This is a genomic window from Pasteurella oralis (genome assembly GCF_002850605.1).
Taxonomy (GTDB): Bacteria; Pseudomonadota; Gammaproteobacteria; order Enterobacterales; family Pasteurellaceae; genus Pasteurella; species Pasteurella oralis.
This window is the reverse complement of the sequence record NZ_NXGB01000008.1, coordinates 67565-92714: the sequence shown is the minus strand read 5'-3', so window position 1 is coordinate 92714 and position 25150 is coordinate 67565. Positions and strand designations below refer to the sequence as shown.

At 38.5% G+C, this 25150-nt stretch carries 23 protein-coding genes, 4 pseudogenes and 1 CRISPR repeat array; of the genes and pseudogenes, 9 read left to right on the top strand and 18 right to left on the bottom strand.

Annotation, left to right across the window (positions count from 1 at the left end; genetic code table 11):
* Nucleotides 1-21: 21 nt before the first annotated feature.
* The 8 genes and pseudogenes from C0975_RS11640 to mobA form a co-directional block, all read right to left on the bottom strand.
* A pseudogene (locus C0975_RS11640) lies at nucleotides 22-324 on the bottom strand (PTS fructose transporter subunit IIB); the annotation flags it as partial.
* A gap of 72 nt (nucleotides 325-396) precedes the next feature.
* A pseudogene (locus tag C0975_RS11755) lies at nucleotides 397-714 on the bottom strand (fructose PTS transporter subunit IIB); the annotation flags it as partial.
* A 138-nt stretch (nucleotides 715-852) separates the two neighbouring features.
* Nucleotides 853-1050 (bottom strand): annotated as a pseudogene (locus C0975_RS11750) (PTS fructose transporter subunit IIB); the annotation flags it as partial.
* 49 nt (nucleotides 1051-1099) lie between these two features.
* On the bottom strand, nucleotides 1100-1414 hold the full coding sequence (locus C0975_RS11410) for a hypothetical protein (RefSeq protein ID WP_167383058.1): 315 nt from the start codon (nucleotides 1412-1414) through the stop codon (nucleotides 1100-1102).
* A 10-nt stretch (nucleotides 1415-1424) separates the two neighbouring features.
* Nucleotides 1425-2357, bottom strand: a complete 933-nt coding sequence (gene fruK, locus C0975_RS09865) for a 1-phosphofructokinase (protein ID WP_101776223.1) — start codon at nucleotides 2355-2357, stop codon at nucleotides 1425-1427.
* Nucleotides 2354-3505: a fused PTS fructose transporter subunit IIA/HPr protein gene (fruB, locus tag C0975_RS09860; RefSeq protein WP_101776222.1), complete on the bottom strand. Its 1152-nt coding sequence runs from the start codon at nucleotides 3503-3505 to the stop codon at nucleotides 2354-2356. Before fruB ends, fruK begins: the two co-directional genes overlap by 4 nt.
* 102 nt (nucleotides 3506-3607) lie before the next feature.
* A complete protein-coding gene (locus C0975_RS09855; protein WP_101776221.1) occupies nucleotides 3608-4123 on the bottom strand; it encodes a hypothetical protein in 516 nt (171 codons plus the stop codon).
* Between the two features lie 96 nt (nucleotides 4124-4219).
* Entirely contained in the window at nucleotides 4220-4798 is a 579-nt protein-coding gene (gene mobA, locus C0975_RS09850; RefSeq protein ID WP_101776220.1) for a molybdenum cofactor guanylyltransferase MobA, read from the bottom strand.
* 65 nt (nucleotides 4799-4863) lie between these two features.
* Here mobA and C0975_RS09845 point away from each other — a divergent pair, with 65 nt between their 5' ends.
* From C0975_RS09845 to C0975_RS09825, 5 genes are all read left to right on the top strand, one after another.
* Nucleotides 4864-5130: a YihD family protein gene (locus tag C0975_RS09845; protein ID WP_101776219.1), complete on the top strand. Its 267-nt coding sequence runs from the start codon at nucleotides 4864-4866 to the stop codon at nucleotides 5128-5130.
* 13 nt (nucleotides 5131-5143) lie between these two features.
* Nucleotides 5144-5761, top strand: coding sequence for a thiol:disulfide interchange protein DsbA (gene dsbA, locus C0975_RS09840; protein ID WP_101776218.1), 618 nt, complete (start codon nucleotides 5144-5146; stop codon nucleotides 5759-5761).
* A gap of 57 nt (nucleotides 5762-5818) precedes the next feature.
* Entirely contained in the window at nucleotides 5819-6148 is a 330-nt protein-coding gene (locus C0975_RS09835; protein ID WP_101776217.1) for a MaoP family protein, read from the top strand.
* Between the two features lie 89 nt (nucleotides 6149-6237).
* Nucleotides 6238-7335, top strand: a complete 1098-nt coding sequence (gene trmA, locus C0975_RS09830) for a tRNA (uridine(54)-C5)-methyltransferase TrmA (RefSeq protein ID WP_101776216.1) — start codon at nucleotides 6238-6240, stop codon at nucleotides 7333-7335.
* A 3-nt stretch (nucleotides 7336-7338) separates the two neighbouring features.
* Nucleotides 7339-8109: a class I SAM-dependent methyltransferase gene (locus C0975_RS09825; protein WP_101776215.1), complete on the top strand. Its 771-nt coding sequence runs from the start codon at nucleotides 7339-7341 to the stop codon at nucleotides 8107-8109.
* 53 nt (nucleotides 8110-8162) lie between these two features.
* Here the strand turns inward: C0975_RS09825 and C0975_RS09820 are convergent, their stop codons facing one another.
* From C0975_RS09820 to rapA, 7 genes are all read right to left on the bottom strand, one after another.
* A complete protein-coding gene (locus tag C0975_RS09820; protein ID WP_101776214.1) occupies nucleotides 8163-9281 on the bottom strand; it encodes an anhydro-N-acetylmuramic acid kinase in 1119 nt (372 codons plus the stop codon).
* Between the two features lie 141 nt (nucleotides 9282-9422).
* Nucleotides 9423-10091 (bottom strand): NAD(P)H-dependent oxidoreductase, encoded by a 669-nt coding sequence (locus C0975_RS09815; protein ID WP_101776213.1) that lies wholly within the window; start codon nucleotides 10089-10091, stop codon nucleotides 9423-9425.
* Nucleotides 10092-10332: 241 nt separating this feature from the next.
* Complete coding sequence (gene hemN, locus C0975_RS09810) at nucleotides 10333-11700, bottom strand: oxygen-independent coproporphyrinogen III oxidase (RefSeq protein ID WP_101776212.1); 1368 nt, start codon at nucleotides 11698-11700, stop codon at nucleotides 10333-10335.
* A 16-nt stretch (nucleotides 11701-11716) separates the two neighbouring features.
* Entirely contained in the window at nucleotides 11717-12151 is a 435-nt protein-coding gene (locus tag C0975_RS09805; protein WP_101776211.1) for a DUF2489 domain-containing protein, read from the bottom strand.
* A gap of 5 nt (nucleotides 12152-12156) precedes the next feature.
* Nucleotides 12157-12726, bottom strand: a complete 570-nt coding sequence (gene yihI, locus C0975_RS09800; protein WP_101776210.1) for a Der GTPase-activating protein YihI — start codon at nucleotides 12724-12726, stop codon at nucleotides 12157-12159.
* A gap of 62 nt (nucleotides 12727-12788) precedes the next feature.
* Nucleotides 12789-13448: a bifunctional tRNA pseudouridine(32) synthase/23S rRNA pseudouridine(746) synthase RluA gene (gene rluA, locus C0975_RS09795; RefSeq protein ID WP_101776209.1), complete on the bottom strand. Its 660-nt coding sequence runs from the start codon at nucleotides 13446-13448 to the stop codon at nucleotides 12789-12791.
* Between the two features lie 240 nt (nucleotides 13449-13688).
* Nucleotides 13689-16592, bottom strand: coding sequence for an RNA polymerase-associated protein RapA (rapA, locus tag C0975_RS09790; protein WP_101776208.1), 2904 nt, complete (start codon nucleotides 16590-16592; stop codon nucleotides 13689-13691).
* A 298-nt stretch (nucleotides 16593-16890) separates the two neighbouring features.
* Between rapA and pnuC the strand changes: the two genes are divergently transcribed.
* Nucleotides 16891-17592, top strand: a complete 702-nt coding sequence (gene pnuC / locus C0975_RS09785; RefSeq protein ID WP_245853370.1) for a nicotinamide riboside transporter PnuC — start codon at nucleotides 16891-16893, stop codon at nucleotides 17590-17592.
* Nucleotides 17593-17618: 26 nt separating this feature from the next.
* On the top strand, nucleotides 17619-18140 hold the full coding sequence (locus tag C0975_RS09780) for a rhodanese family protein (protein ID WP_101776206.1): 522 nt from the start codon (nucleotides 17619-17621) through the stop codon (nucleotides 18138-18140).
* Between the two features lie 232 nt (nucleotides 18141-18372).
* Here C0975_RS09780 and glmU read toward each other — a convergent pair whose 3' ends face one another.
* The gene (glmU, locus tag C0975_RS09775; protein WP_101776205.1) at nucleotides 18373-19749 is read right to left on the bottom strand and encodes a bifunctional UDP-N-acetylglucosamine diphosphorylase/glucosamine-1-phosphate N-acetyltransferase GlmU; all 1377 of its coding nucleotides are present in this window, start codon (nucleotides 19747-19749) and stop codon (nucleotides 18373-18375) included.
* 162 nt (nucleotides 19750-19911) lie between these two features.
* On the opposite strand from glmU, the gene C0975_RS09770 reads away from it, so the two are divergent.
* On the top strand, nucleotides 19912-20439 hold the full coding sequence (locus tag C0975_RS09770) for a hypothetical protein (RefSeq protein WP_101776204.1): 528 nt from the start codon (nucleotides 19912-19914) through the stop codon (nucleotides 20437-20439).
* A 187-nt stretch (nucleotides 20440-20626) separates the two neighbouring features.
* Nucleotides 20627-21015: a CRISPR direct-repeat array (repeat unit 29 nt; unit sequence TTTCTAAGCTGCCTATACGGCAGTGACCT).
* 146 nt (nucleotides 21016-21161) lie between these two features.
* Here the strand turns inward: C0975_RS09770 and srmB are convergent.
* Entirely contained in the window at nucleotides 21162-22487 is a 1326-nt protein-coding gene (gene srmB / locus C0975_RS09765; protein ID WP_101776203.1) for an ATP-dependent RNA helicase SrmB, read from the bottom strand.
* A 111-nt stretch (nucleotides 22488-22598) separates the two neighbouring features.
* On the opposite strand from srmB, the pseudogene C0975_RS09760 reads away from it, so the two are divergent.
* A pseudogene (locus C0975_RS09760) lies at nucleotides 22599-23311 on the top strand (tRNA1(Val) (adenine(37)-N6)-methyltransferase).
* A gap of 287 nt (nucleotides 23312-23598) precedes the next feature.
* Here C0975_RS09760 and ppx read toward each other — a convergent pair.
* Nucleotides 23599-25149 (bottom strand): exopolyphosphatase, encoded by a 1551-nt coding sequence (gene ppx / locus C0975_RS09755; RefSeq protein WP_101776202.1) that lies wholly within the window; start codon nucleotides 25147-25149, stop codon nucleotides 23599-23601.
* Nucleotide 25150: the final 1 nt, after the last annotated feature.

Genomic DNA, 25150 nt, shown 5'->3' with positions numbered 1-25150 from the left:
GTGTACATCCGTATGCGTGGTTTGTGCAAAAGCGTTTTCAAATTCTTGTGCGGTATTTTTTAGTGCGGCACTGGTCGAGGTACGATAGAGTGGCTTACCTTTAAATTTAGCCAGATCGATATCAATATCGGTTGCAACAAAAACTAAATCCGCGGCGGCAACTTCTTCTGCACTAATCAGATTATCTGCGCCCATTTGTCCATGCGTTTCCACTTTAACACACCAACCCTGCGCCTTGGCATAATTCATAATTGCTTCAGCAGACATGAACGTTTGGGTAACACCAGTTGGGCAAGCTGTGACTGCTACAATTTTTTTACTGCCTTCACAAGTCGCGAAGTCATTTGCAAAATTACGCAATGGCGGAATGATAATCTCCTCTTTAGGCTGTTCAAGCTTGTAGATAATGGCTTGTTCAAACGCTTTAGTAAATTCTTGTGCCGTATCTTTTAACGCAGCACGTGTTGAGGTACGGTAGATAAGTTTGCCTGCAAATTTAGTTAAATCAACATCAATATCGGCGGCAATAAACACTAAATCCGCATCGGCAACTTCGTCGGCGCTAATGAGATTATCAGACCCCATTTGTCCGTGCGTTTCTACTTTAACGCACCAGTTTTGTGCTTTCGCGTAGTTCATAATTGCTTCAGCCGACATAAAAGTTTGTGTTACGCCAGTTGGACAAGCGGTAACTGCGACGATTTTTTTACTGCCTTCACAATGCTCGAAATCATTAGCATAATTACGTGGTGCGGGTGTAATAGTTGGGACTTCTTCACTTTGTTCAACTTGATAAACAGTTGCTTGTTTAAGTGCCTGACTAAATTCACCCTCCACATTGTTGAGTACTGCACGAGTCGATGTGCGATATAACAACTTACCTACAAATTTTGATAAATCAATATCAATATCACTAGCAACAAAGACGAGATCTGCTGCGGCAATGTCTTCATCGTTCAGAATTTCTTTTGTACCAATTTGACCTTGTGTTTCAACTTTGACTTGCCAGCCCTGTGCCTTTGCATAATTCATAATTGCTTCAGCAGACATAAATGTTTGGGTTACGCCAGTTGGGCAAGCTGTGACTGCAACGATGTAGTTAATTTGAGGTGTGGAAAGATGTGCAAAATCGGCCGCACTTTCTGTTGTTGAAATAAGTGAGCGCATCTGTAATAGCTTGTTGAATCGTCTTTTCAGGTGCATTAAATGCTTGTTCAGCATCAACAACAAAAATCTTTTTACCAGCAAATTCAGGTTGGTTTAGGCACTGATCTGTAAAGGCAATAACAATTTCCGCGTCAGCTAATTCGCTGATTTGATGCCCTTGCTGATTGGCGGCTGTAGTTAAGACTTGATGTAATAAAAACAGCTTTGAATTACCCATGTCGTCTTTTTGTGTGAGAAAAATATTCATGAAATTATCCTTAAATTAATGTGATTTTTACTTTTTCCAAAATCGGATCTAATAATGCAGAATCAGGCACCCCAACATGGGTTTGTGATACCGTAAAAGTGGCAACAGCACTTGCAAAGGCAAGGGTTTGCTGTGTGGAAAAATGATTAACAATACCATAAATAAGTCCTGCAACCATAGCATCTCCCGCCCCGACTGTACTGACCACCCGCTGGCAAATAGGGGGTTCTGCATGAATAATATGCTCCTGTGTCAGCCAAATGGCACCTTTTTCACCTAGTGAGACCACAACATTTGCGATGCCTGTTGCTTGTAATTGCTGCGCGGCGTTGATGATATCTGCTTGTGTAACTAGCGGATGCCCTATCCAAGTTTCTAGTTCGCGGTGATTGGGTTTGACTAACCAAGGCTTGGCTTGAATCCCCATCGTGAGAGCTTGATTGCTGGTATCGAGAACGAGCTTAATATGATGGCGATTGAGTTGTGTTAACCATTGTGCAAATGCCTCAGCACTAATGCCATCTGGTAAACTGCCGCAAACAGCGATTAAATCAAAATCTGGTGCAATTTGCAGTGAGAACTCAACAAAGTGTTGCCAAACTTCAGGTGTGATGACATAGCCTTGGAAATTAAGATCAGTTACTTTTGCTTCAGTTTCCGTAATTTTAACATTGACTCTGGTTGCGCCCGCAACGCGATGGAAGTGATCGGATAGCGCTAAATTAGCAAACATATGTTGATATTCACTTTGATTTTGCTTACCGAGGAAGCCAGTTACTGTGCTATTGATCCCCAGATCATGCAGTACTTTTGCAACGTTAACTCCTTTTCCCGCTGGATATAGACCTAGGCTTTCTATTTTATTGACTTCACCTAAAGCAAGCCGTTTTACCTGCCCAATGAGATCATAAGCACTATTTAGTGTGATTGTGAGTACTTTCATGGCGATTCATCCAAACCTGATTCAATAAGTTCACTAATTTCTTTAAGCGCTTGTTTTGCTTGTGCACCAGTGGCGACAAAACGTAAGCGATGCCCTTTTTGCGCACCTAGTGCGGTGACTTTCATTAAGCTTTTAGCGCTAATTAGCTGGCCGCCATTATCAAGATTTTGTACTGCAATTGAGGCATTATATTTTTTTATGTGGTTTACAAGTAGTGCAGCTGGACGATAATGGAGTCCGTGGGTATGCCGAATGGTAACAATCATTTCTATTGCAGGGACTTGTCCTGCTAAAATTGTTGAATTTTCTACCGCACTTTCATTGCATGGCTGAGAAGTTAACGCGCAGAGAATTTGTTCTATTGAGCCAGTTAATAATGTTTCTTGCACTTGCTGGTCTAATAAGCAAGCTAAACTGTGATTAATTTGGTCATCCACTGCGGCAATCGTGAGGACGACTTGTACGGATTTTCCATTATGAATAAATGCTTGTTTAGCTCGACTCAATGCTATCGCATTATGTTGATTACCCACAGTGGCATCAGTCAGCCAAATCCCTTTACCTAGTGGTAAAGCTGGACTCGCAATGACTTCGCTAATAAAGTGGTTATTGATGGCTTGTTGCTGCTGCAATTTTTCTACATTTAACGCAGTGAGTGTTAATAAGCTCTCGGTTTCTACGGCTAAAGTAATGGATTCAGCATTGATGAGCGAAGATGTCGTTTCGCCCATGATAATAGCTTGAAATTGCCGTACATCTTGCGTTGTTGCCAGCTGTTGTGCCGCTGTTTCATTATCTAAAATACGTGTTAGTTGACGCAGTAACGCTAAATGTGCATCAGAATCTGCTGCAATGCCAATCACGATATAAGCGATGTTGCCTTCACCCCAATCGACGCCTTGTGGAAATTGAAAGAATTGCACGCCAGTTTTATTAACCAGGCTACGTGTAGCGAGTGAACCATGTGGAATAGCAATCCCATTACCTAAATACGTAGTCATTTGTGCTTCTCGCTCAAGCATGCCTTGTAAATAACCGTTTTGCACACAACCTGTGTTCACTAAGGCATCTGCTACAAGGGCAATCGCTTGTTGTTTGTTTGTGGCTTGAACTGCTAAATGGATGTCATTGTCCGATAATTGAAACACGCGTACTCCTCTGGTTTTACTCTGCTATGTTAGCGATATGGCAATTTATTTTAACCGTAAAATAGAAAAAACTGCTGACTTTTACATCAACAGTTTTTCTATTTAACTACCACAAAGTTTTAATAACTGTTCGGAACCTTGCACAATATAAGGGTCATCTTCGGCACGCACTTTATCTTTTTGTAGATCTTTCATTGCATCATAGATGCCTTGTGTGACACTGGCTGAATCAATTTGAGTCCAACAGCCTTGTTTTAAACTATTAAAATTGGTTTGTAACGCAGAGGCAAAAATTACTCCACTATAATACGCATGAATACTTGAATCATGCCCACCTTGATAGAGATCTGTTTTGATTTTTTCAATAGGTAATAGAATTCGATTTAAGTACCAGTCATTAGCACCACTCGTAAAAGAATTAACATCATAATCTTGATTCACACGACCTTTATAAGTTTCAACCGTTGCCTCATAAGCAGTGGCATAAGATTTTTGATCAATTTGCTCTTTATCTAAATTAATCACTGCGTTTTTATCACCAATAAAAGGCACATAGGAAGAAAGTGAGCAGGCAGAAAGCAGAGTGATTAACGCGAGGATAGCGATTTTCTTTAACATAAAAAATTTCCTAGTCAGTCAAGTGAAATCAGGTCTTTGATTATACTGTGAAAGTCTTTATTCGCCAACGGATTCATCCGCTTTCAAAGTAAAAGATCATGATTTTTTATTATTCAAATCAATTAATGTATTCATGTTTGTAAACGCACTTTTGTTTTCAGAGAAATCAACCGCTACAGCATGATGTTGTTGCATGAATTTCAACATACGACGTTCACCACTGGCTAAGTAATCTGCTAGAGCATGTTTCAGTTGGGTGGAGACTAAACAAAATGTGGGATGTTCTTGTTCACCATCATGTGCATAGGCAATTAAAATTTCAGGAAAACAGACCGCACTTTTCAACTTCTCTAATAAATTTGTTGGTAAAAAAGGGCAATCACAAGGCACAAATAACACAAAATCTGTGCTCGCACGTTGTAGTGCTGTCAAGATGCCGCTTAATGGTCCTTGAAACCCAGCGAGTTGATCAGAGAACACCGTCAATCCGCTTTGTGCATAAATATGTTGGTTACGATTGGCATTAATCGCGATTTCATCTATTTGTAGCTGCAAACGTTGGTAGACATGTTGAAACAAAGGTTGCTGTTGAAACAATTGTAATCCTTTATCAACACCACCCATGCGGCGCGCTTGTCCACCAGCTAAAATTACCGCACTAATTGTCATTGCCATATTTTCTTCTGCACCTAATTAAAGTATGATCCGAACAAATTTTTCTCAATCATAAGGAAAACTTTATGAAATGTCATCGACTAAACGAAGTGTTGGAACTTTTACAACCCTATTGGTCTAAAGAACCTGATTTGCATTTATTGCAAATTTTGCAGAAAATTGCAGATGAAGCGGGTTTTGATAAACCTGTTTCAGAATTAACTGATGAAGTGATTATTTATCATTTAAAAATGCATGGCACAGATAAATATGAACCGATTCCGGGAATTAAAAAAGACTATGAAGAAGATTTTAAAACCGCATTGTTAAAAGCGCGCGGTATTATTGAATAATTAAGGATTGCAAATGAAAAAATTGTTTTTAGTTTTAGCTTCATTTCTATGTGTATTTGCTGCACAAGCGCACAATTTAACGGAAGGCAAACAGTATTCAGCATTAAATAACCCACCTTCAGCACAACCCGAAGTCATTGAATTTTTCTCTTTTTATTGCCCACATTGCTATTCATTCGAATATGAATATCAGATCCCAGCAAAAGTAAAAGCTGATTTACCACAAGGTGTCGAATTTAAACAATATCACGTTAATTTCTTAGGACCGCAAGGTGAAAATTTAACGCGAGCATGGTCATTTGCACTAGCAACAGGTGTAGAAGATAAAGTGAAAGAAGCCCTGTTCCAAGCTGCACAAAAAAATGCATTACGTTCTATGGATGATATTCGTCAAATCTTCTTAGACAAAGGTGTTTCGGCAGAGCAATTTGATGGTGGAATCAATAGTTTTGCAGTTACGGCTTTAGTGAATAAACAAGTCAATGCAGCAGAGCAATTTAAAGTGCATGGTGTGCCAGATTTCTATGTAAATGGTCAATATCGTATTAAACCAGAAGGACTGAGTACCACAAGTAATGACGCTTTTATCAAAGATTATGTAGAAACTGTAAAAGGTTTATTGCAAAAATAATGAAAAATTGGTTTAATGCCTCGTTTTTAACGAAAGAGATTATTTTAAGAGGATATTATGGCAGAAAGTTTTAGTGTTACGCGTCGTTTTTTCGATGATAAAAATTATCCAAGAGGCTTTTCACGTCATGGCGATTATACTATCAAAGAATCACAAGCGCTTGAGCAATATGGTCAAGCATTCAAGGCTTTAGATTCAGGCGAGCGTACACCAGTCACTAAAGAAGAAAAAGACTTCGTTGCTTTCTGTCGTGGTGAACGTCAGCCTGAAACTTTTTTAGAGAAAACTTGGCACAAATACCGTTCTCGTATTTCAACCACAAAACGTGTTTATACCTTGTCTGGTGTGGTTGGTACTGATAACTTAGACGATTTCTCAGCAGAATAAGCGTACATTTCATCTGATAAAAGGCTTGGCGGACGAAAAGAAAACCGAGCCTTTTGCTTTTAGCTTCAATAACATATAGAACTTATCCCATGCAAGGTTTGCCCCCAATTGAACAATACGACAGTTTATTGGCTGAAAAACAGCAAAAACTGACCGCACTTTTATCTCCATTTCATGCGCCTGTATTAACTGTGTTTGCTTCGCCAGTACAGCATTATCGTATGCGTGCAGAGTTTCGTATTTGGCATGATAAAAGTGATTTTTATCATATTATGTTCGATCAGCAAACTCGCCAACGTTATCGTGTTGATCAGTTTCCGATAGCCAGTCAATTAATCAATCAAATGATGGGAGCATTATTACCATTATTAAAAGCGGATAATGTGTTACGACATCGATTGTTTCAAGTGGATTATTTAAGTACTTTGAGTAATAAAATTATTGTCAGCTTGCTCTACCACAAAACACTTGATCAGCAATGGATTGATGCAGCAAAACATTTAAAAATGCAGTTACAGGCTCAAGGATTTGATGTACAAATTATTGGTCGTGCCAGTAAGCAAAAAATTTGTCTTGAGCAAGAATTTGTTGACGAAATTTTAACAGTACATGGCAAACCTTATATCTATCGTCAAGTAGAAAATAGCTTTACGCAACCCAATGCGATAGTGAATCAAAAAATGCTGGAGTGGGCGATTGATTGTACAAAAGGTAGTCAAGGTGATTTATTGGAACTTTATTGCGGTAATGGTAACTTTTCTATTGCGTTAGCCCAAAATTTCCGCAAAGTCCTTGCGACTGAAATTGCTAAACCTTCTGTTGCAGCTGCGCAGTTTAATATTACTGCAAATGGTATTGATAATTTACAAATCATTCGTATGTCGGCAGAGGAATTTACCCAAGCGATGAATGGTGTGCGTGAATTTAATCGTTTAAAAGGTATCGATTTAAGTCAATATCAATGCCATACTATTTTTGTTGATCCACCGCGAGCAGGGTTAGATGATGAAACCGTGAAGTTAATACAAAATTATCAGCGTATTTTGTATATTTCCTGCAATCCACAGACCCTATGCGACAACTTACATCAGCTTTGCCAAACACACCGTATCGAAAAAGCCGCCTTGTTTGATCAATTCCCATACACTGATCATATGGAAACAGGTGTATGGTTAATTCGGAAATAAATCATGAAAATCCAGTTAATTTGCGAAAGTGGAAATGCAGAAGAGTTTAGTGCACTTTGCCAAGCACAAGGTTTAGAACAGGATTGGACGAGTGATTTAGCTTTAGTTCAAACTGATGATGAACAAGGACAAACTCGCTTAGTACTCCGTAAATTAGATGAACCTAAACTGGGTGCAGTGTACGTGGATTTTGTTAGTGGTGTAATGGCGCATCGTCGTAAATTTGGTGGCGGACGAGGTGAAGCGATTGCCAAAGCGGTGGGAATTAAAAAAGATTATTTACCAACCGTCATTGATGCTACTGCTGGTTTAGGGCGAGATGCTTTTGTATTAGCTGCTTTAGGCTGTAAAGTGTGCCTTGTTGAACGTCACCCTGTTGTGCGTTTGTTGTTACAAAATGGTTTGCAGCGTGCTTATGCGGATAAAGAAATTGGTGAAATGATGCAACAAAATATGCAATTATTAACTGTACAGCATATTGCGCAATTAAAGCCAGAAACAGATTTTGCCGATGCAATTTATCTCGATCCAATGTATCCACATAAACAAAAAAGTGCCTTAGTTAAAAAAGAAATGCGTGTTTTTCAGCATTTAGTTGGTGCTGATATAGATGCGGATAATTTGCTTGAACCTGCCTTAAAATTAGCGAGAAAACGCGTTGTGGTTAAGCGACCTGATTATGCTGATTTTCTCGCACAAACTCCACCACACTTTAGTCGTGAAACTAAAAATCATCGTTTTGATATTTATATGAAACATGATGAGTCAATTTGAATCTCCCTTACCTCTCGTTAATAGGAGAGATAAGGATGCGATGTATTTTTATTTTACTGTGCAATTTCGCTTTCTTTTGGATAAATTGCACCTAAACTGACCGCACTTTTAGCACCTGTTACACTTGGTAAATTGGCTGGCTGATCATTTAAACGGCGATGGGCAAGCCAAGCAAAAGCAGCAGCTTCGACATCATCACCATTTAAACCATAATCATTCGTTGTTTCAACTTTCCAATCAGGTAAAAGTACAGCTAAGCGAGTCATCAACAGCGTGTTTTTCATGCCACCGCCACAAACGAGCAAATAGCGAGGTAAATCCGTCTGAATTTGATTAAGTTGAGCAACAATACTTTGTGCGGTTAATTCGACTAATGTGGCTTGTACATCTTGTGGCTGAAGTGCGGTGTGCTTTTCCAATTTTTTGTTGAGCCAAGCTAAATTGAATAGTTCTCGCCCAGTGCTTTTGGGTGGAGGTAATGCAAAAAACGGCTCAGCTAATAAATCCTGTAACAGTGCTTGATTGACTGTGCCAGATTTTGCCCATACAGCATCTTTATCATAAGCTTTACCTTGATGTTTTTCGATCCACGCGTCAAGTAGTGTATTACCCGGACCTGTGTCATAACCAATCACTTCTTCATTTGGTAGTAGGCATGAAATGTTACTGATACCACCAATATTTAACACTACAGTGGCTTGATCGGGTTTAGAAAATAAGGCTTGATGAAATGCAGGGACTAATGGCGCGCCTTGCCCACCAAATGCCATATCTTTACGACGAAAATCGGCTACTGTAGTAATGCCAGTTTTAGCCGCGATTAAATTTGCATCGCCAATTTGCATTGTGAATGGATATTGACTCGTGGGTGAATGCCAAATGGTTTGTCCATGACAGCCAATGGCAGTAATTTGCGTTGGTGAAAGGTGGTATTTTTGTAAGAAGTGTTTGATACAGTCTGCATAGAGTAAGCCTAAACGGTGATCCAACTCACCTAAGGCTTGTAATGTAGTTTCACCTGAGTTACATAACGCTGAAATTTGTTGCCTTAACTCGCTTGGCATGGGATAAAAATCTGCATGAATAAGTTGTGGTTGTACCGTAGAAAAATCCATTAATGCGAGATCCACACCATCTAAACTGGTACCAGACATTACACCGATATAGTACATAATTTCTCCTTTTTCTGCTTGTATGGATTTTATTATAGGGGAAAGATCAAAATAGATAAAAGAGGAGTTGAGCTTGTAGGGCAAATAAAAATAGACGTAAAAACGTCTATCTTGATTCTTGTTTGTTTCATGCAGAATGTATTATTTTACCCATTCCACCACATCTTCAAATGCTTGACGCGTTTTCACTTTCGGTTGGTTTAAACGATAACCAAAGGCGATCATGACACTCAGTTTATAGGTTTTACTATCGTAAAGCCCCTGTTTGACAAACAATTGATCCATTTTTTCTAATGGAAATCCTTCTATTGGCGTTGAATCAATACCAATCATGGCTGCGCTAGTGAGCATATTGGCCATCGCAATATAGCTTTGACGGCAAGCCCAGTGATAAAACGCGTTTGAATTACCCGTTAATGCAAAGTCTTGTTCAGTAAAAGTGCGGTAGAAATGTTGACGAATTTTGCGCATATCTTCTGGAATATGATGTACATCTTGCATCATATGTTGTACATATTCACCATCTGCTAGTAGCGTTTCAGGTTGGCGCACCAGTACCACAACAAAATGGCTGCAATCCATGACTTTATCTTTGGCGCCCCATGCTATATCACGGATCAATTCTTTGATTTTTTGATTTTCAATCACTAAAAATTTCCATGGTTCAAAACCAAAAGAACTGGGGGAGAGACGACCTGTTTCAAGAATAAAACGAAAATCTTCATCGCTGATTTTTTTAGTAGGATCATAAGCTTTACAGGCATGGCGATAATGAAAAGCGTTGAGGATATCGGTTTTTGAAATAGTCATATTGATTTCCTTGTAGTTTGTTTATCAAGCCATCGCTGATGGCGATTTACTTTATGCGTATTGCTACTTTTGATAGCATACAACACTTTTTTGACTTTTATGTGGTGTAAAACAAAACAAGCAAAGAAAAGCGAACCAACTAAGTCGCTTTCTCTAACTTTATGCTGATTTTTGCACAGAAAATTAAGCTATTTTTTATTACACGCATGATCAAAAGTGCGGTACTTTTTCAAAGTTTTGTTTAGATGATTCTAGAGAATTGCTGGCGTTTGGCTTGTGCTCTTGAATAAGTATCGAAACATAAACAAATATTACGAATTAATAAACGTCCTTTAGCCGAAACTTGGATGTTATCTGCGCCAATCTCTAATAAACCGTCTTTGGCTAAGGGGTCAAGTAAGGCTAAATCTTCGGCAAAATGCGATTTGAATTGAACATTATATTGCTGTTCAATAGGTTGATAATCTAATTTAAAGTTACAGATAAGCTGTTTAATCACATCACGGCGTAAGCAGTCTTCTTGGCTCATCAAAAAGCCTTTATGTAAAGCAATGCCGGTATTATCTACGGCAGTATAATAATGTTTTAATTCTTTTTGATTTTGTGCGTAAGTATCCCCTAATAAACTAATTGCGGAGACGCCTAAACCTAACAAATCACATTCTTCTTGCGTGGTATAACCTTGGAAATTGCGATGTAATACACCGTGTTGTTGTGCAATTGCCAATTCATCATCAGGTTTTGCAAAGTGATCCATACCGATAAATTTATAACCTGCATGACCTAGCGTTTCGATCATTTTTTGCAAGATAGTTAATTTGGTTTCTGGCGCAGGCAGTTGGTCATTTTTAATTTTGGCTTGACCAGCAAAACGGCTTGGTAAATGCGCATAGTTAAACACACTTAAACGGTCAGGATTCAGTGCAATAACCTTTTGTAGGGTGAACATAAAACTGTCTACGTTTTGTAGGGGTAAACCATAGATTAAGTCAAGATTAGTCGATTGAAAGCCTAATTCCTGTGCACGTTGTAATAATGCTGCAATAAAGTATTCATCCTGTTCACGATTGACCGCTTTTTGTACATCTTTATTAAAATCTTGTACGCCCATACTCATACGGTTAAAGCCAATACGATGTAAATGATCAAGCATTGGTAATTCAATTTCACGTGGATCGATCTCAATACTGATTTCAGCATTAGGCGCAATGGTAAAATGCTGACGTAGCATTGACATTAAGCGTGAAGATTGTACTTCGCTTAAATAAGTGGGCGTGCCACCGCCCCAATGCACTTGAGTTACAATGCGATTTTTGAATAAAGGCGCACGAGTTTCGATTTCTTTTTCTAAAAAATCCAGATAAATATCGGCTTTGTGCTGATGACGCGTGATCACCTTATTACATGCACAGAAATAGCAAAGTTTGTGGCAGAAAGGAATATGAATATAAAGAGAAAGTGGGCGTTCAGGATAACGTTGTGCTGCCTGAATAAAATCCAGATTTGTATAATTTTCATTAAATTCCAGTGCGGTCGGATAAGATGTATAACGTGGACCAGAATAGTTATACTTTTGAATTAATGCCAAGTCCCAAATAATCTCGGACATTGTGTCCCCCTCAAAATTAAATATGTTCCATATCAGCTAATAACTGATGAATCTCCAACAAAATTTGCTTTTCTAACTCTGCTTCAACACTTTCACGTTGTAAATCTAAACGCATTCGTTCATTTTTCTTTAATTCACGACGTTTTTCATGAGTTGGCATGTCCATCACGACTTCATAAAGCTGATGCATGGCTTGATAGCTTTTTAACTTTTTACCTAGTGGTTCTAGTAACATTTTGAGCCGTAGTACTCCTTCAGAATGATTACAGTCGCCATTCTGCATTGCTTTAGCAATGATCACAATACTCTCTTTGAGGCGCAGTGTTCTAGCGTTGCGTGCGTGCTGGATCGCTTTTTTCTGTTTTTGTAACATCAGTAACAAATAGCCTGCATAAGCTGCCATCGCAACGATAATAAGTACAGCAATAATGATTAAAAGGGTTGTCCACATAACTTTTATCTAAATTGGTTGATATCGATTTTTTCGAAAGTGCGATATAAATCTTCTTCTGTCTCTTCTTCGTCACTAATTCCGAGTTCATCCATTAATTGCGCAATACGTGCTAAACATTCATCAACAAATTGTTGGTCTTCTATCGTTAGGGTTTTGCCTGCATCCAGTTCATCCAACAATTGATTCAAACATTCGTTATTTTCCAGTTGTTCTAATTCCAGCATTGGATCATGTTTTTTCACTTTTTCTTCCAATTTAACAGCAGGAATTATCATGCCTTTTTCAGGTTTATTCACAAACTCAACGATTAACGGCACTTTTTTACGGCTGCCAATGCGTGGATCTTTTCTCTCTAAGCTTTGATTATGTGTACTACTATCTACTGCGCTATGGCGTGAACCTGAGGCTAATCCTTTATGTTTACGTTTCTTTTTATCTTCACGTGCTTTAGCATCTAACTCATAACGCGTTAATTTTCTGCCAGGTTTTGCCTTAGGCATTTCGACTTTTTTATCCGTCTTACGTGCAGGCATAATATCCGTCACGCGACGAGTTTTTTTCTTACGAGCCATATTGTTTTCTCTTTCTCAATAGTTGGTTGCAGATTGTACCATTTAAAACCATTTTTACTTAATTAAAACTCGGGTTTTACTTCAAATAACAAGCTTTGTTGATTAATAGGGTGAGTAAATTCTAAGCGTTCGGCATGTAAGCATAAACGTGTCGATAATGCTTTTGCTTGTGGCGGCGCATAGAATTTATCGCCCAGAATAGGGTGTCCTAATCCAAGCATATGCAGACGCAGTTGGTGGGAACGCCCTGTAATTGGAGTTAATCTCACTCTTGTTGTGTTGTTTGGATAACGTACCAAAACTTGGTACAACGTGACCGCTCTTTTACCGCGCTCAAAGCAAATTTTTTGGCGAGGACGATTTTCCCAATCACAGATCAAAGGGAAATTCACTTCTCCTTGTTCTTGCTCAACATGTCCCCAAACCAATGCTTGATACTGTTTTTGGGGTTCACGTTCACGAAATTGACGCTTTAATTCGCGATCGGCTGCTTTACTGAGTGCAAAGAGAATCAATCCGCTAGTTGACATATCTAAACGATGAGCAGGTTCACAGAAACCGTATTTTTCTTTTACACGTGACATCGCACTATCATAATATTGCGGTTGATTACCAGGCACAGAAAGTAAGCCACTCGGTTTATTGATGACAACAAAATGATCATCATAGTGAACGATGTCGAGGTAAGGTTCTGTAGGAGGATTGTAAGTGATTAGTGCCATTTTATTTTCTGTTTCGAGTTTAATTTGTTACTTTGTTTGTGTGTAAAAAAGTAACTAAAGCTAATCCCCGACTAAACTATTTTTGTCTCACACAAGCTTTTGGCGAAAAATAGGTGATTGTGTTTGGATAGTTTATATGGGGATGTTCTTTTACGTTTAATCTTTATTCAATTTCGGCAGAGACAAGCGCTTGTCCTGTGCTACGATTTTCTAACAAGTGTGGTGCTTTTTTTAAAAGTTTTATTCTTTGTTACTCACAATTACACGCAAACTATCTAAGCGCCATGTAGCTTGTTGTAGCTGGGCAAGAGATTGTACACGGGTGTTCTCGAGCGCGTCTATTTCATCTTGGCGAATGTTTTTATTTACCGCTTGTAATGCAGTTAAACGATCTAATTCAGCACTGAGCGTTTGATCCGCAAGCTGCTGTGCATTGTGGATAATTTGTTTCGCTTGCGCAACGACTTTTTGCTCACTTTGCTTAATTAATTGTTCCACATTAGAACGCACCATTTTCACCACTTTGTTTGCCATGTTTTTACCAATCGGCTTTAACTGCTTTTGTAAAGCATTGAAAGAAACTTGCTCTGCTAAATTATTACCTTTTTGATCTAATAACAAACGAATTGGCGTCGGCGGTAAGAAACGCGTTAATTGTAAACCTTTAGGGGCTTGAGCCTCAACCACATAGATCATTTCGAGCAAAAGTGTACCAGCTGGTAGCGCTTTATTAATCAATAAACTGACCGCGCTTTTACCAATATCGCCCGAAGTGATGAGATCAATACCATGACGAATCATTGGATGATCCCAGCTTAAAAACTCGAGATCTTCACGAGCAAGAGAAAGTTGACGATCAAAGGTGACCGTAGTGCCTTCTTCTCTTAAACCCGGGAAATCTGGCACTAGCATTGTGCCTGTTGGTGTAATTACGATCGATTTTTCGCCTAAATCTTCTTGTTCCACGCCAATAATATCAAACAAGTTCAAAGCAAAGTTGACAAGTTCGGTTGAACTATCTTGTTCAGCAATAGCATTCGCGAGTTGTTGAGCGGTTTCGCCACCGTTTGAATTTAATTCTAATAAACGGTCACGTCCTTTTTCTAAGGCTTGTTTAAGAGCAATTTGCTGTTTGCGTGTTTGAGCGATGAAGGTATCGAAGCCATCAAGTGCGGTCGGTTTTTGTAAAATTTGGCGCAATTGTTGTTGATGTTGGTCAAACAATGTCATGCCCATTGGACAAGTTTCTTCAAAGGCATTTAAACCTTCATGATACCAACGAGCGAGTATAGCTTGCGCGCTGTCAGCAAAACAAGGGACATGGATTTGAATATCACGTGTTTGTCCAATGCGATCCAAGCGCCCAATACATTGTTCTAATAAATCAGGATTATCAGGTAAGTTGAATAACACAAGATGACAGGCAAATTGGAAGTTACGTCCTTCTGAACCAATACTTGAACTGAGTAATACTTGCGCTCCTTCTTCTTGTTGTGCAAAATAAGCCGCTGCGCGATCGCGCTCAATAATCGTCATTTTTTCATGGAACACGGCAGCACGAATTGCTTCTTTTTCACGCAATGCCTGTTCTAATTGAATTGCGGTATTTGCGTGGCGGCAAATCACTAATACTTTTTCAGCACGGTGGTTTTTGAGAAATGTGATGAGCCATTCAACACGTGGATCAAACTCCCACCAACGTGCTTCGGGGTTGAGCTTTTGGAACATTTGTTCAGGATAGAAGACATCTTTCTCTGCGATTTCACCTAGCATAGTCAATACATTCGTCGCATTGCTATATTGTTTTGGTAACCCTAGTGTAATTTGGTTATAGGTTCGATGAGGGAACCCTTTAACAGCTTGTCTAGTGTTGCGAAATAACACTCGGCTTGTACCATGACGATCAATTAAATTATTAATTAACTCTTGACGGGCAAGCGTCTTTTGTTCTGAGTTTGCTTGAGAATCAATAACTTTGAACATCGGCTCCACATCTTGTTCTGCTAATAGATCAGCAATATGATTTTTTTCTAGCGTACTTAATAGACTATCAGCCAATAAACTTTGCACCGCATCGGCAACAAGTTGATATTGTCGCTGTTCTTGAACGAAGGAGTTGTAATCATAGAAGCGATTAGGGTCGAGCAGACTTAAACGCGCAAAGTGGCTTTCTTGACCTAATTGTTCTGGGGTAGCTGTGAGTAATAATACGGTTGGAATTTGGCGCGAAAGTTGCTCTACGAGTTGATATTCTAAACTTGGGTTTTCTTCTGACCATGCAAGATGATGTGCTTCATCAACAATCAGCATGTCAAACCCAGCTTCTAGGAGTTGTTCTACTCGTTTTGGTATTGTACGTAACCAATCTAAGGCGCAGATAATTTGTGACTCCGTCGTAAACGGATTGACCCATAATGCTGAGGTCGGATCTTCAAAATCAGCACAACGTTCTTCATCAAACAACGAAAAATGTAAGTTAAAGCGGCGTAGCATTTCAACTAACCATTGATGTTGCAGTGTTTCAGGTACAATAATCAGCACACGTTCCACTTTTTCTGCAAACAATTGCTGTTGTAAAATCATGCCTGCCTCAATGGTTTTGCCTAAACCCACTTCATCTGCTAATAACACACGCGGTGCACTACGTTGTCCCACTTCTTTGGCAATATGTAATTGATGGGGGATAAGCCCTGCGCGAATACCACGTAAACCACGTAATGGCGATTGGAACTGAGCTTGTTGATGTGTTAACGCATTGTAACGTAAGGCAAAGTGTTCATTGCGGTCAATTTGTGCAGTAAATAAACGATCTTGTGGTTTACTGAACGTGATTTGGTGGGCTAAGTCCATCTCATGAATAGTGGTTTCTTCATGAGTATCAAGACGTTTAACTAAATAAAATGCCACCCCTTTGTTTTCTAAAATTTCTAAGATACGAGCTTTCCAACCTTCATGATGGCTGATTTCATCACCAACTTGAAATAAGACGCGGGTTAAAGGTGCTGCATCTAAAGCATAAATGCGCTGTTCTTCTGAAGCTGGGAATAAAATAGTGACGCTACGTATATCAATGCTTACGATAACCCCTAAACCAAGATTATTTTCACTTTCACTGATCCAACGTTGACCTACTGCAAATGCCATATGTAATTACTTTCTCTTATTGTTTTTATAAAAAATAGCCAGCTATTTTAGCGATGTTAAGTTAAAAAATAAAATGAAATGTAGCGTTTAGTTATGCTTAGAAAAAATATGAGAATTTATTCCATATGTCACAAATTTATGTTTTATTTTAATTTGTATTAAGTGGATGTAGCTTGTGATTGACATGCTACAACGAAAGTGTGAGAATTTTGTACATATTTTAACAAGTTAAAAGGCTTTTTGAGTTTTTAACTTAACAAAAAAGTGTATTTTTCGAATTCACAAAGCGAGGCAATTTATGATGAAGCTAAATTTAGAAGTGATTAAAAATGAGTTTTTAGGCGGCTGGAAACCATTTGAACTAGTGTGGCTAGCCATTTTTCTTTCTGTACAAGTCATTGTTTATATTATTGAACCAGATTCGTTACTCGCCATGATTTCTGGTATTGCAGGGATTTTATGTGTGGTTTTTGTCAGTAAGGGAAAAATTAGTAATTATTTCTTTGGCTTAATTTTTGCCTATACTTATTTTTATGTGGCTTGGCAAGCCAATTATATTGGTGAAATGAATACCGTACTTTATGTGTATATTCCTGCACAATTTATCGGTTATTTCTTATGGAAAGATAATTTGCAAAAAGGTGCTTCCCATACTGAAAGTGTCATTAGTAAATCTTTAACTTTAAAAGGTTGGATAATGACATTATCTGCAATTACCGTCGGTACGTTATTATTTGTACAAGCACTAAAATCTGCTGGTGGAAGTGTCGTAGGATTAGATGGTTTAACTACAGTTATTGTGGTAGTGGCGCAATTACTTATGGTGTTACGTTATCGTGAACAGTGGATTTTATGGATTGCACTTAACGTAATTTCTATCGCGCTTTGGATGCAAGCAAAAGAAGGTTCATTATCTATCGTTGCAATGTATTTTGCTTATTTATTAAATTCGCTTTATGGTTATTACAACTGGCGCAAACTCGAGAAAGCAAAAGTATAAATTACATCTGACAAAAGGAGAATTCCATGTCTGTGACAATTATTTCAGCACAAGACGCACAACAACGTTGTCTTGCAGGGGCAGTTTTAGTCGATATTCGTCAGCCTGATGAACATCGCCGCGAACATATTGCAGGGGCAAAATCTATCCCGTTAGATGAATTAAAACAGGGACTTTGTGCACAGTTAAAAGATCAAAAAGTGATTATTTTCCATTGTAAATCGGGTATGCGTACGCAAAATGCACAAGCGATACTTGCGCAATATACTGATTGTGGTGCTGAAGTCTATATTGTTGAGAAGGGGATCGATGGTTGGAAAGCGGCAAATTTACCCGTTGTATTTGATAAAAAACAGCCATTAGAAATGATGCGTCAAGTACAAATTGCCGCAGGTGCATTGGTGTTATTCGGCTCGATTTTAGGTTTAGTTGCAACGCCTTATTTTTTTGTCCTTCCAATCTTTGTTGGCGCAGGTTTGATTTTTGCAGGTGTCACAGGTTTTTGTGGTATGGCGCGATTATTGGCTTTAATGCCGTGGAATAAATAATTCGATATTTTCCCCTCTGATTCAAATTAAGAGGGGATTTTCTAAAGTAATGGGTAATGAATTGAGACTCATTCTTCTGCTCTTGTTAACAAGTCGTGAGACAGGGTAGTTTCGAAATGTCAATCAATCACAGTTAAGGAATTCCGAATAATCAAAAGTTATGTTGAGGAAGAAATTGAGCGTTAAATTAGCTGCTCTAATATTTTTCCTCTATTTTGATTTAAAAGTGCGGTCACTTTTTACTTTGTTTTGTTGGGCGTTGCCAGTCTTGAATATGGCGTTGCCGTACTCGACCGATCACTAATTCGCCGCAATTGACATTTTTTGTTACTGTTGTGCCAGCACCGATCGTTGCATCATTTTCAACGGTTACAGGTGCAATAAGTTGTACATCTGAACCCACAAATACATTATCACCAATCACTGTTTTAAATTTATTTGCACCATCATAATTACAGGTAATCACGCCCGCACCAACATTACAACTTTGCCCAATTTCAGCATCGCCTATGTAACTGAGATGGTTCACTTTAGAGCCTTTACCAATATTAGCTTTTTTAATTTCGACGAAGTTGCCAATATGGGTTTCTGCGGCTAGTGTTGCGCCTGGGCGTAAACGAGAGAAAGGACCAATTTGTGATAAATGACCAACTACCGCATCTTCTAACACAGAATAAGGCTTAATTTCTACATCATCGCCAATTTCACAGTTTTTTAGCACACAACCTGCGCCGATACGCACACGATCACCTAATTTTACATTTCCTTCAATCACTACATTGATATCAATTTCCACATCTTTACCATGTATTAATTCACCACGTAAATCAAAGCGTTCGGGATCAGCTAAAGCGACACCTGCTAATAATAACTGATCTGCTTGTTGACGCTGATAGTAACGTTCTAATCGAGCAAGCTGTTGGCGATTATTTACACCTTCTACTTCCATAAAATCTTCAGCTTGCACAGCGGTAACTTGGCAACCATCTTGATTAGCAAGGCTGATGATATCCGTAATATAGTATTCGCTCTGTGCGTTATTATTTGTCAGCTGACTTAACCATTTTTTCAACTTCTTACCTTCAGCGACTAATACACCCGTATTAATTTCTTGGATTTTTAATTGCTCAGGGCTGGCATCTTTTTGTTCAACAATAGCAACCACATTACCATTTTCACGCACAATCCGCCCATAGCCCATTGGTTCATCTAGCAAGACAGTTAATAACGCAATACCATTTGCTGGTTTTGCAGCAATTAATTTTTGTAACGTTTCTGCACGAATTAATGGACCATCGCCATATAACATTAAAATATTTTCATCATCGGCAAAAAATGGCGCAGCTTGTTGCATAGCATGTCCTGTGCCAAGCTGCTGTGCTTGTAATACCCAGTTAACAGGTTCATCTTTTAAATGTTGCTGCATGACTTCACCGCCATGTCCATAAACTAAATGAATATTTTTAGCCTGAATTGATTTCACTGTATTAATTACATGTTTTACCATCGGTTTACCTGCGATTTTATGCAGTACTTTTGGTAAGTCAGAATACATACGAGTTCCTTTACCCGCAGCTAAAATAACAATACTTAATGGTTTAGTTTCCATAACATTCTCTCGTTGATTGACAAAACGAATCATTGCCCCAAATTATAATCTAACTTTGTTTATAGATAAAACAAAGAAAATTGTCAGATACAGCAAAGCAGTGTATAGTACAAAGCTTAAATTATTTTTAATAATTTGAATTATATTAGTAAGGATAAGAATATGGATAAATTCTCAAAAATCAGCGTAATCACGCTTTTCTCTTTAGGCTTAGTTGCCTGTGATCAATTTATTAACAAGGACGAAAAAACACAGACAAATGCCTCAGTAACTCATATACAAGTTGATCCAAAAGCAGATTTTGCTCTCTTTACTGAATTCCAACTTGCACAAAATGAAAAAATTGCTACGCTCAACCAGCAATTGGTTGATATTTTACAATCTGGTGATACTAAAGCCTTAGAAACCCTGTTAGTCACATTTTCAAAAGAAATCGATGGGATTGTCAAAGAGTTAGATACATTACCAATTTATAGTGCTGAAGTTCTTAACTTAAAAGAAAAAGCAAAAATTTTACTTATTACTTCATCTGAACTAATGGCTGATAACGTAAAATTACAACAGAATCCTTCAGAAGCTGGAGGGAAAGCATTGTTAGTAAAAAGAGATGTTTTGCTCAAAATTACAGATGAATTTACTCAAATGAATAATGAATTAGCTGAAAAATACGGTACTCCAGCTGTACAATAACGTATTGTAAAATGCTATAAAAAGTAACCGCACTTTTACTTATCAATAAAAGTGCGGTTGTTTATTTTATACGACTTAATAAAACTGAAAACCAAACATCCAATGATAAATAAACAGAAAGGCTAAAAAAATCAAAGGAATATAATGTGTTTAGATGATAATAATCATCAATAAACGTATTTTTCTGCTTTTAAGCTGCCTATACGGCAGTGACCGAATGGGAAATGGTAGCGAAGCAAGCGGTGATTTTCTAAGCTGCCTATACGGCAGTGACCTTAAGCAACAAAACGTAAATTGCTTGGGTATTTTTCTAAGCTGCCTATACGGCAGTGACCTATAACTCTTAAACGTTCTCATTATCTCTCTCTTTCTAAGCTGCCTATACGGCAGTGACCTTATTAATGCACGTGACGCAGGAAGTAAACAATTTCTAAGCTGCCTATACGGCAGTGACCTTCAAGTTGTTTTTTATGTTCTTCTCTTGCAGTTTCTAAGCTGCCTATACGGCAGTGACCTCCGATGCGTAGTCAGACACGGCTTTGATGCGTTTCTAAGCTGCCTATACGGCAGTGACCCCTAGTAGTTTAATTCACATACCAGTATTCATCAAGTTTTAGCGCATTTTATACACAAAAACCCTTCTTTTAGATATAAAAATAACCCTTTGATTCTATTAGATAAAAAATCTGTTAAGAAAAAAGGATTATTTTTAGGGTTGTTTATTATGTTTTACTCGTTTGTCCACTCGGTTTACGACGTTTGCCAATATTTTTACTGTCCTTATGTCGTATTTTCACTTTTTTCTGTTGTGCTTGTTTTTGCTTTTCGTCTCGTTTTGCTTTAATCCGTGCTTTTTGCTTTTTGCTTACGGTCTTAATTTCACCATCTTTAGGGGCCTTAGTACGAGGTTCTAAGCCCTCAATAATACGCGCTTTCAATAATTCATCAGTATAACGTTTAACTTTACCTAATAATTTGTAATCATGTGCTTCAATAAAAGAAACCGCAATCCCCTTTTTCCCTGCTCGTGCAGTACGCCCAATACGGTGTAAATAAGTATCTGCGCTGTAAGGCAAATCAAAATTTATCACATGACTTACATCATCAATATCAATACCACGCGCCGCCACATCTGTTGCTACTAACATAGTAACTACACCATTTTTTAATTTATCAATTGCATTGTTACGTTGGGTTTGTGCCATTTCACCTTCTAAGTAAGCCGAACGAATCCCTCGTTTACGCAAAGTTTCTGATAACTCACGTGCTTCTTCACGACGACGTACAAATACAATGCCACGCGATACTTGCTCTTGTTCAATAAAACGTGCCAATAGTTTGACTTTATGTTCATGACTATCCGCATGATAGTACCATTGCTGAATTTTTTTACGCTCACGACGGCTTGGCTCGGCATCTACTTGCACAGGATCAGTTAATAAACGTTGCGCAAAATCGAGCAGCAATTCCCCTTCTAATGTGGCAGAAAAAAGTAATGTTTGTTTACGCCAACGAGTTTCTGCCGCAATCTTTTCTGCATCTTGCCCAAAGCCCATCTGCAACATACGATCTGCTTCATCAAAAATAAGAATTTCGACTGCGCGACAATCAAAATTTTCCTCTTTAATGTATTGTAATAAACGTCCTGGTGTTGCAACAACGATATCTTGATTCTTATTAAACACTTCGCCATGATTTTGATAAGCAACGCCGCCTGTAATAGTCGCAATGCTTAGGTGAGTGAACGTTGCGAATATTTCTGCTTGTTCCGCTACTTGCATGGCTAATTCACGCGTTGGTGTTAAAATCAAAACACGTGGCGCGCCTGGTACACGACGAGGATAATCTAATAAATGCTGAATTGCGGGTAATAGAAATGCCGCAGTCTTACCTGTGCCTGTTGGAGCAGAACCTAATATATCTAGTTGTTCCATTGCGGCAGGAATGGCTTGTTGTTGGATAGCAGTGGGGCGAGTATAGCCTTTTTGCTTCAATGCTTTAAGCAAAGCAGGATCGAGATCAAAATCGTCAAAATGTGCTAATGTCATGGTTTGTTGGTTTCTATTAATGAAAAATTGTGGCAGATTATAGCGTACTTTGTTCTTATCACGAAATGACGGCAAATTATACAGTAAGTGCGGTCTGTTTTAAGGAAATTTATGTCAGCTAAAAATAATGGCTTTACTTTCAAACAATTTCATATTGATCATGATCGCTGCGCCATGAAAGTTGGCACAGATGGCATTTTATTAGGCGCTTGGGTAGAAGTACAACATGCTAAACATGTATTAGATCTTGGTACAGGCACAGGATTAATTGCCTTAATGTTGGCACAACGTAGTTCGGTTGCAAGCCATATTTGGGCGATTGAATTAGATCATGCGGCTTTTTTACAAGCACAAGCTAACATTAAACAATCCAAATGGTCAGCCAAGGTGAGTTTATTTGCTGAAGACGTAGCCGACTTTTGCCTCAATACAAAAAAAAATTTGATTTAATTGTTACTAATCCCCCTTATTTTCCGCAAGGCGTTGCTTGTCGTACAGCACAACGTCATCTTGCGCGTTATACTCAAAAACAAACACACGCAGATTGGCTTAATTTTGCCTCCCAATGCCTTGCTGAACAGGGTAAAATTAGTTTAGTACTTCCTTATGAGGCAGGCAAAACATTGCTAAAACAGACCGCACTTTATTGTACGCAATACTGCGAAGTCATCACTAAACATGGCAAATTGCCACAACGCTTACTGCTTACCTTCTCCCAACAACCTGAAATAACACAGCAAAGTCAAATAATGATTTACGATAAAAACAACCAATATCACCCTGATTTTGTCGCCCTTACTCGAGAATTTTATCTTAAATTTTAAATCATCTAAAAGTGGTGACTCAAAACTTATGGCGTGATACGCAAAGCGAAATTTTCTGAGCCATCTATACGACGTTTAACGTATTAGGTGAACTATTTAAAGGAAATCTAATTTTCTCAGCTACCTATACAGTAGTGACCACATCTTCTAGTATAAAGACTTCAAGCAAGATTTTCTAAGCTGCCTATAAGATAGTAAATATCATAATTGCACATACGAGCAAAGTAACATTAAACGAAAATCAGAATACGAATATAGATTTTCTACACTCTTTTTTATAGTGTATTTTAGCGGAAGCTGATTTCGAGACCAATGTCATTTAGTAAACGTTTTTCTGCTTTCAGTTCGTTATGGACTAATGGTGTATGTGGTAAATAGCCGTTAGCAAAAGTGAGCTGCCAATGAGTTAAAGTGCGGTCAGTTTTTAGCGAAATTTGTTCGGTTTTTTCGGTCGCTTGACGTGATTTATTGAGCATAATTGCTAAGCGGAGTAAGCGTACTAAAGCTAACACATCTTGTTCATGGTAGCGGGCAAATTTCGTTAAATCGCTTAGTTTGAATAAGTTAATTTGGTAACGCACTAAAGTGGTTAATAAACGTTGTTGTTCTTTATCGAAACCAGGAAGTTCGATATTTTGTAAGATGTATGCGGAATGTTTTTGCATACCCTTGTGATTAATCACAATCCCAACTTCATGTAGTCTTGCAGCCCACAGCAAAATTTCGCTCATTTCTTCTGCTAGCTCATGTTTTTGCCAGTTGGTGTATTGTGAGCAAAGTAATTTTGCGCTTTGGTAAACGCGTTCGGCTTGGGCTTGATCAATGGCAAATTGTTCTGCTAAACCAAAAGCAGTACGTTGGCGAATATTGGTGACTTGGAAATTTTTTTCCAGACTATACATAACACCTTCGCGTAGAGCTCCATCAGAATAACGCATTTGTTGAATGCCAAAAGTGTCAAATACTGCACTTAAGATCGCTAAACCGGGAACAAAGACATCAGCGCGTTCCTCAATCAGACCAGATAATTTGAGGACCCTAAAATGATTACTTTGTAACGTACGTTCAATAAGTTGATTAATACGTTGTGGGGTGATGATACCGTTAGGATCAATATTCGCCATAATCACTTGATAAACGGTTTTGATTGTGCCAGAAGAACCTAGCACGACATCCCAGCCTAAATTACGGTATTCAAAAGCTAAGTCTTCAATTTTCATTAATGCTGCTTGGCGAGCGTTGTTAAAGTGCTGTTGGCTAATTACACCATTTGGGAAAAATTGTTTAGCAAAGCTGACACAGCCCATGTGGCGACTTTCTGCCAACAACGGCGTGAAATTTTCACCAATAATCATTTCAGTAGAACCACCACCAATGTCGACTACTAATTTCTTGCCCATTTCAGGTTGAGTGTGTGACACACCAGCATAAATGGTTTTCGCTTCAGTTTTGCCTGTGATGATGTTAATTGGATAAGGAAAAACCGCTTTGGCTTGACGTAGAAATTCTTGATTGTTGACTGCGCGACGTAGGGTATAGGTGCCCACCACATTCACATTTTCAGGGGCAAAGCCGTGTAAGCGTTCGGCAAATAAGGCTAAACAATTGACACCACGTGTGATTGCTGCTTGGCTTAACACGTTGTTTTCATCCAAGCCTTCTGCTAATTGCACTTTTTGCTTTAAGCGTGACAGAATTTGAATAGAGCCATTCATAATACGGGCGACGATCATGTGAAAGCTATTTGAACCAAGATCGATTGCCGCTATTTCTCTGGCTTCAGCGCGCGGCAGAGGAGTCAGTGCGGTCACTTTTGCCATCAGATTTTCGTTATTCATG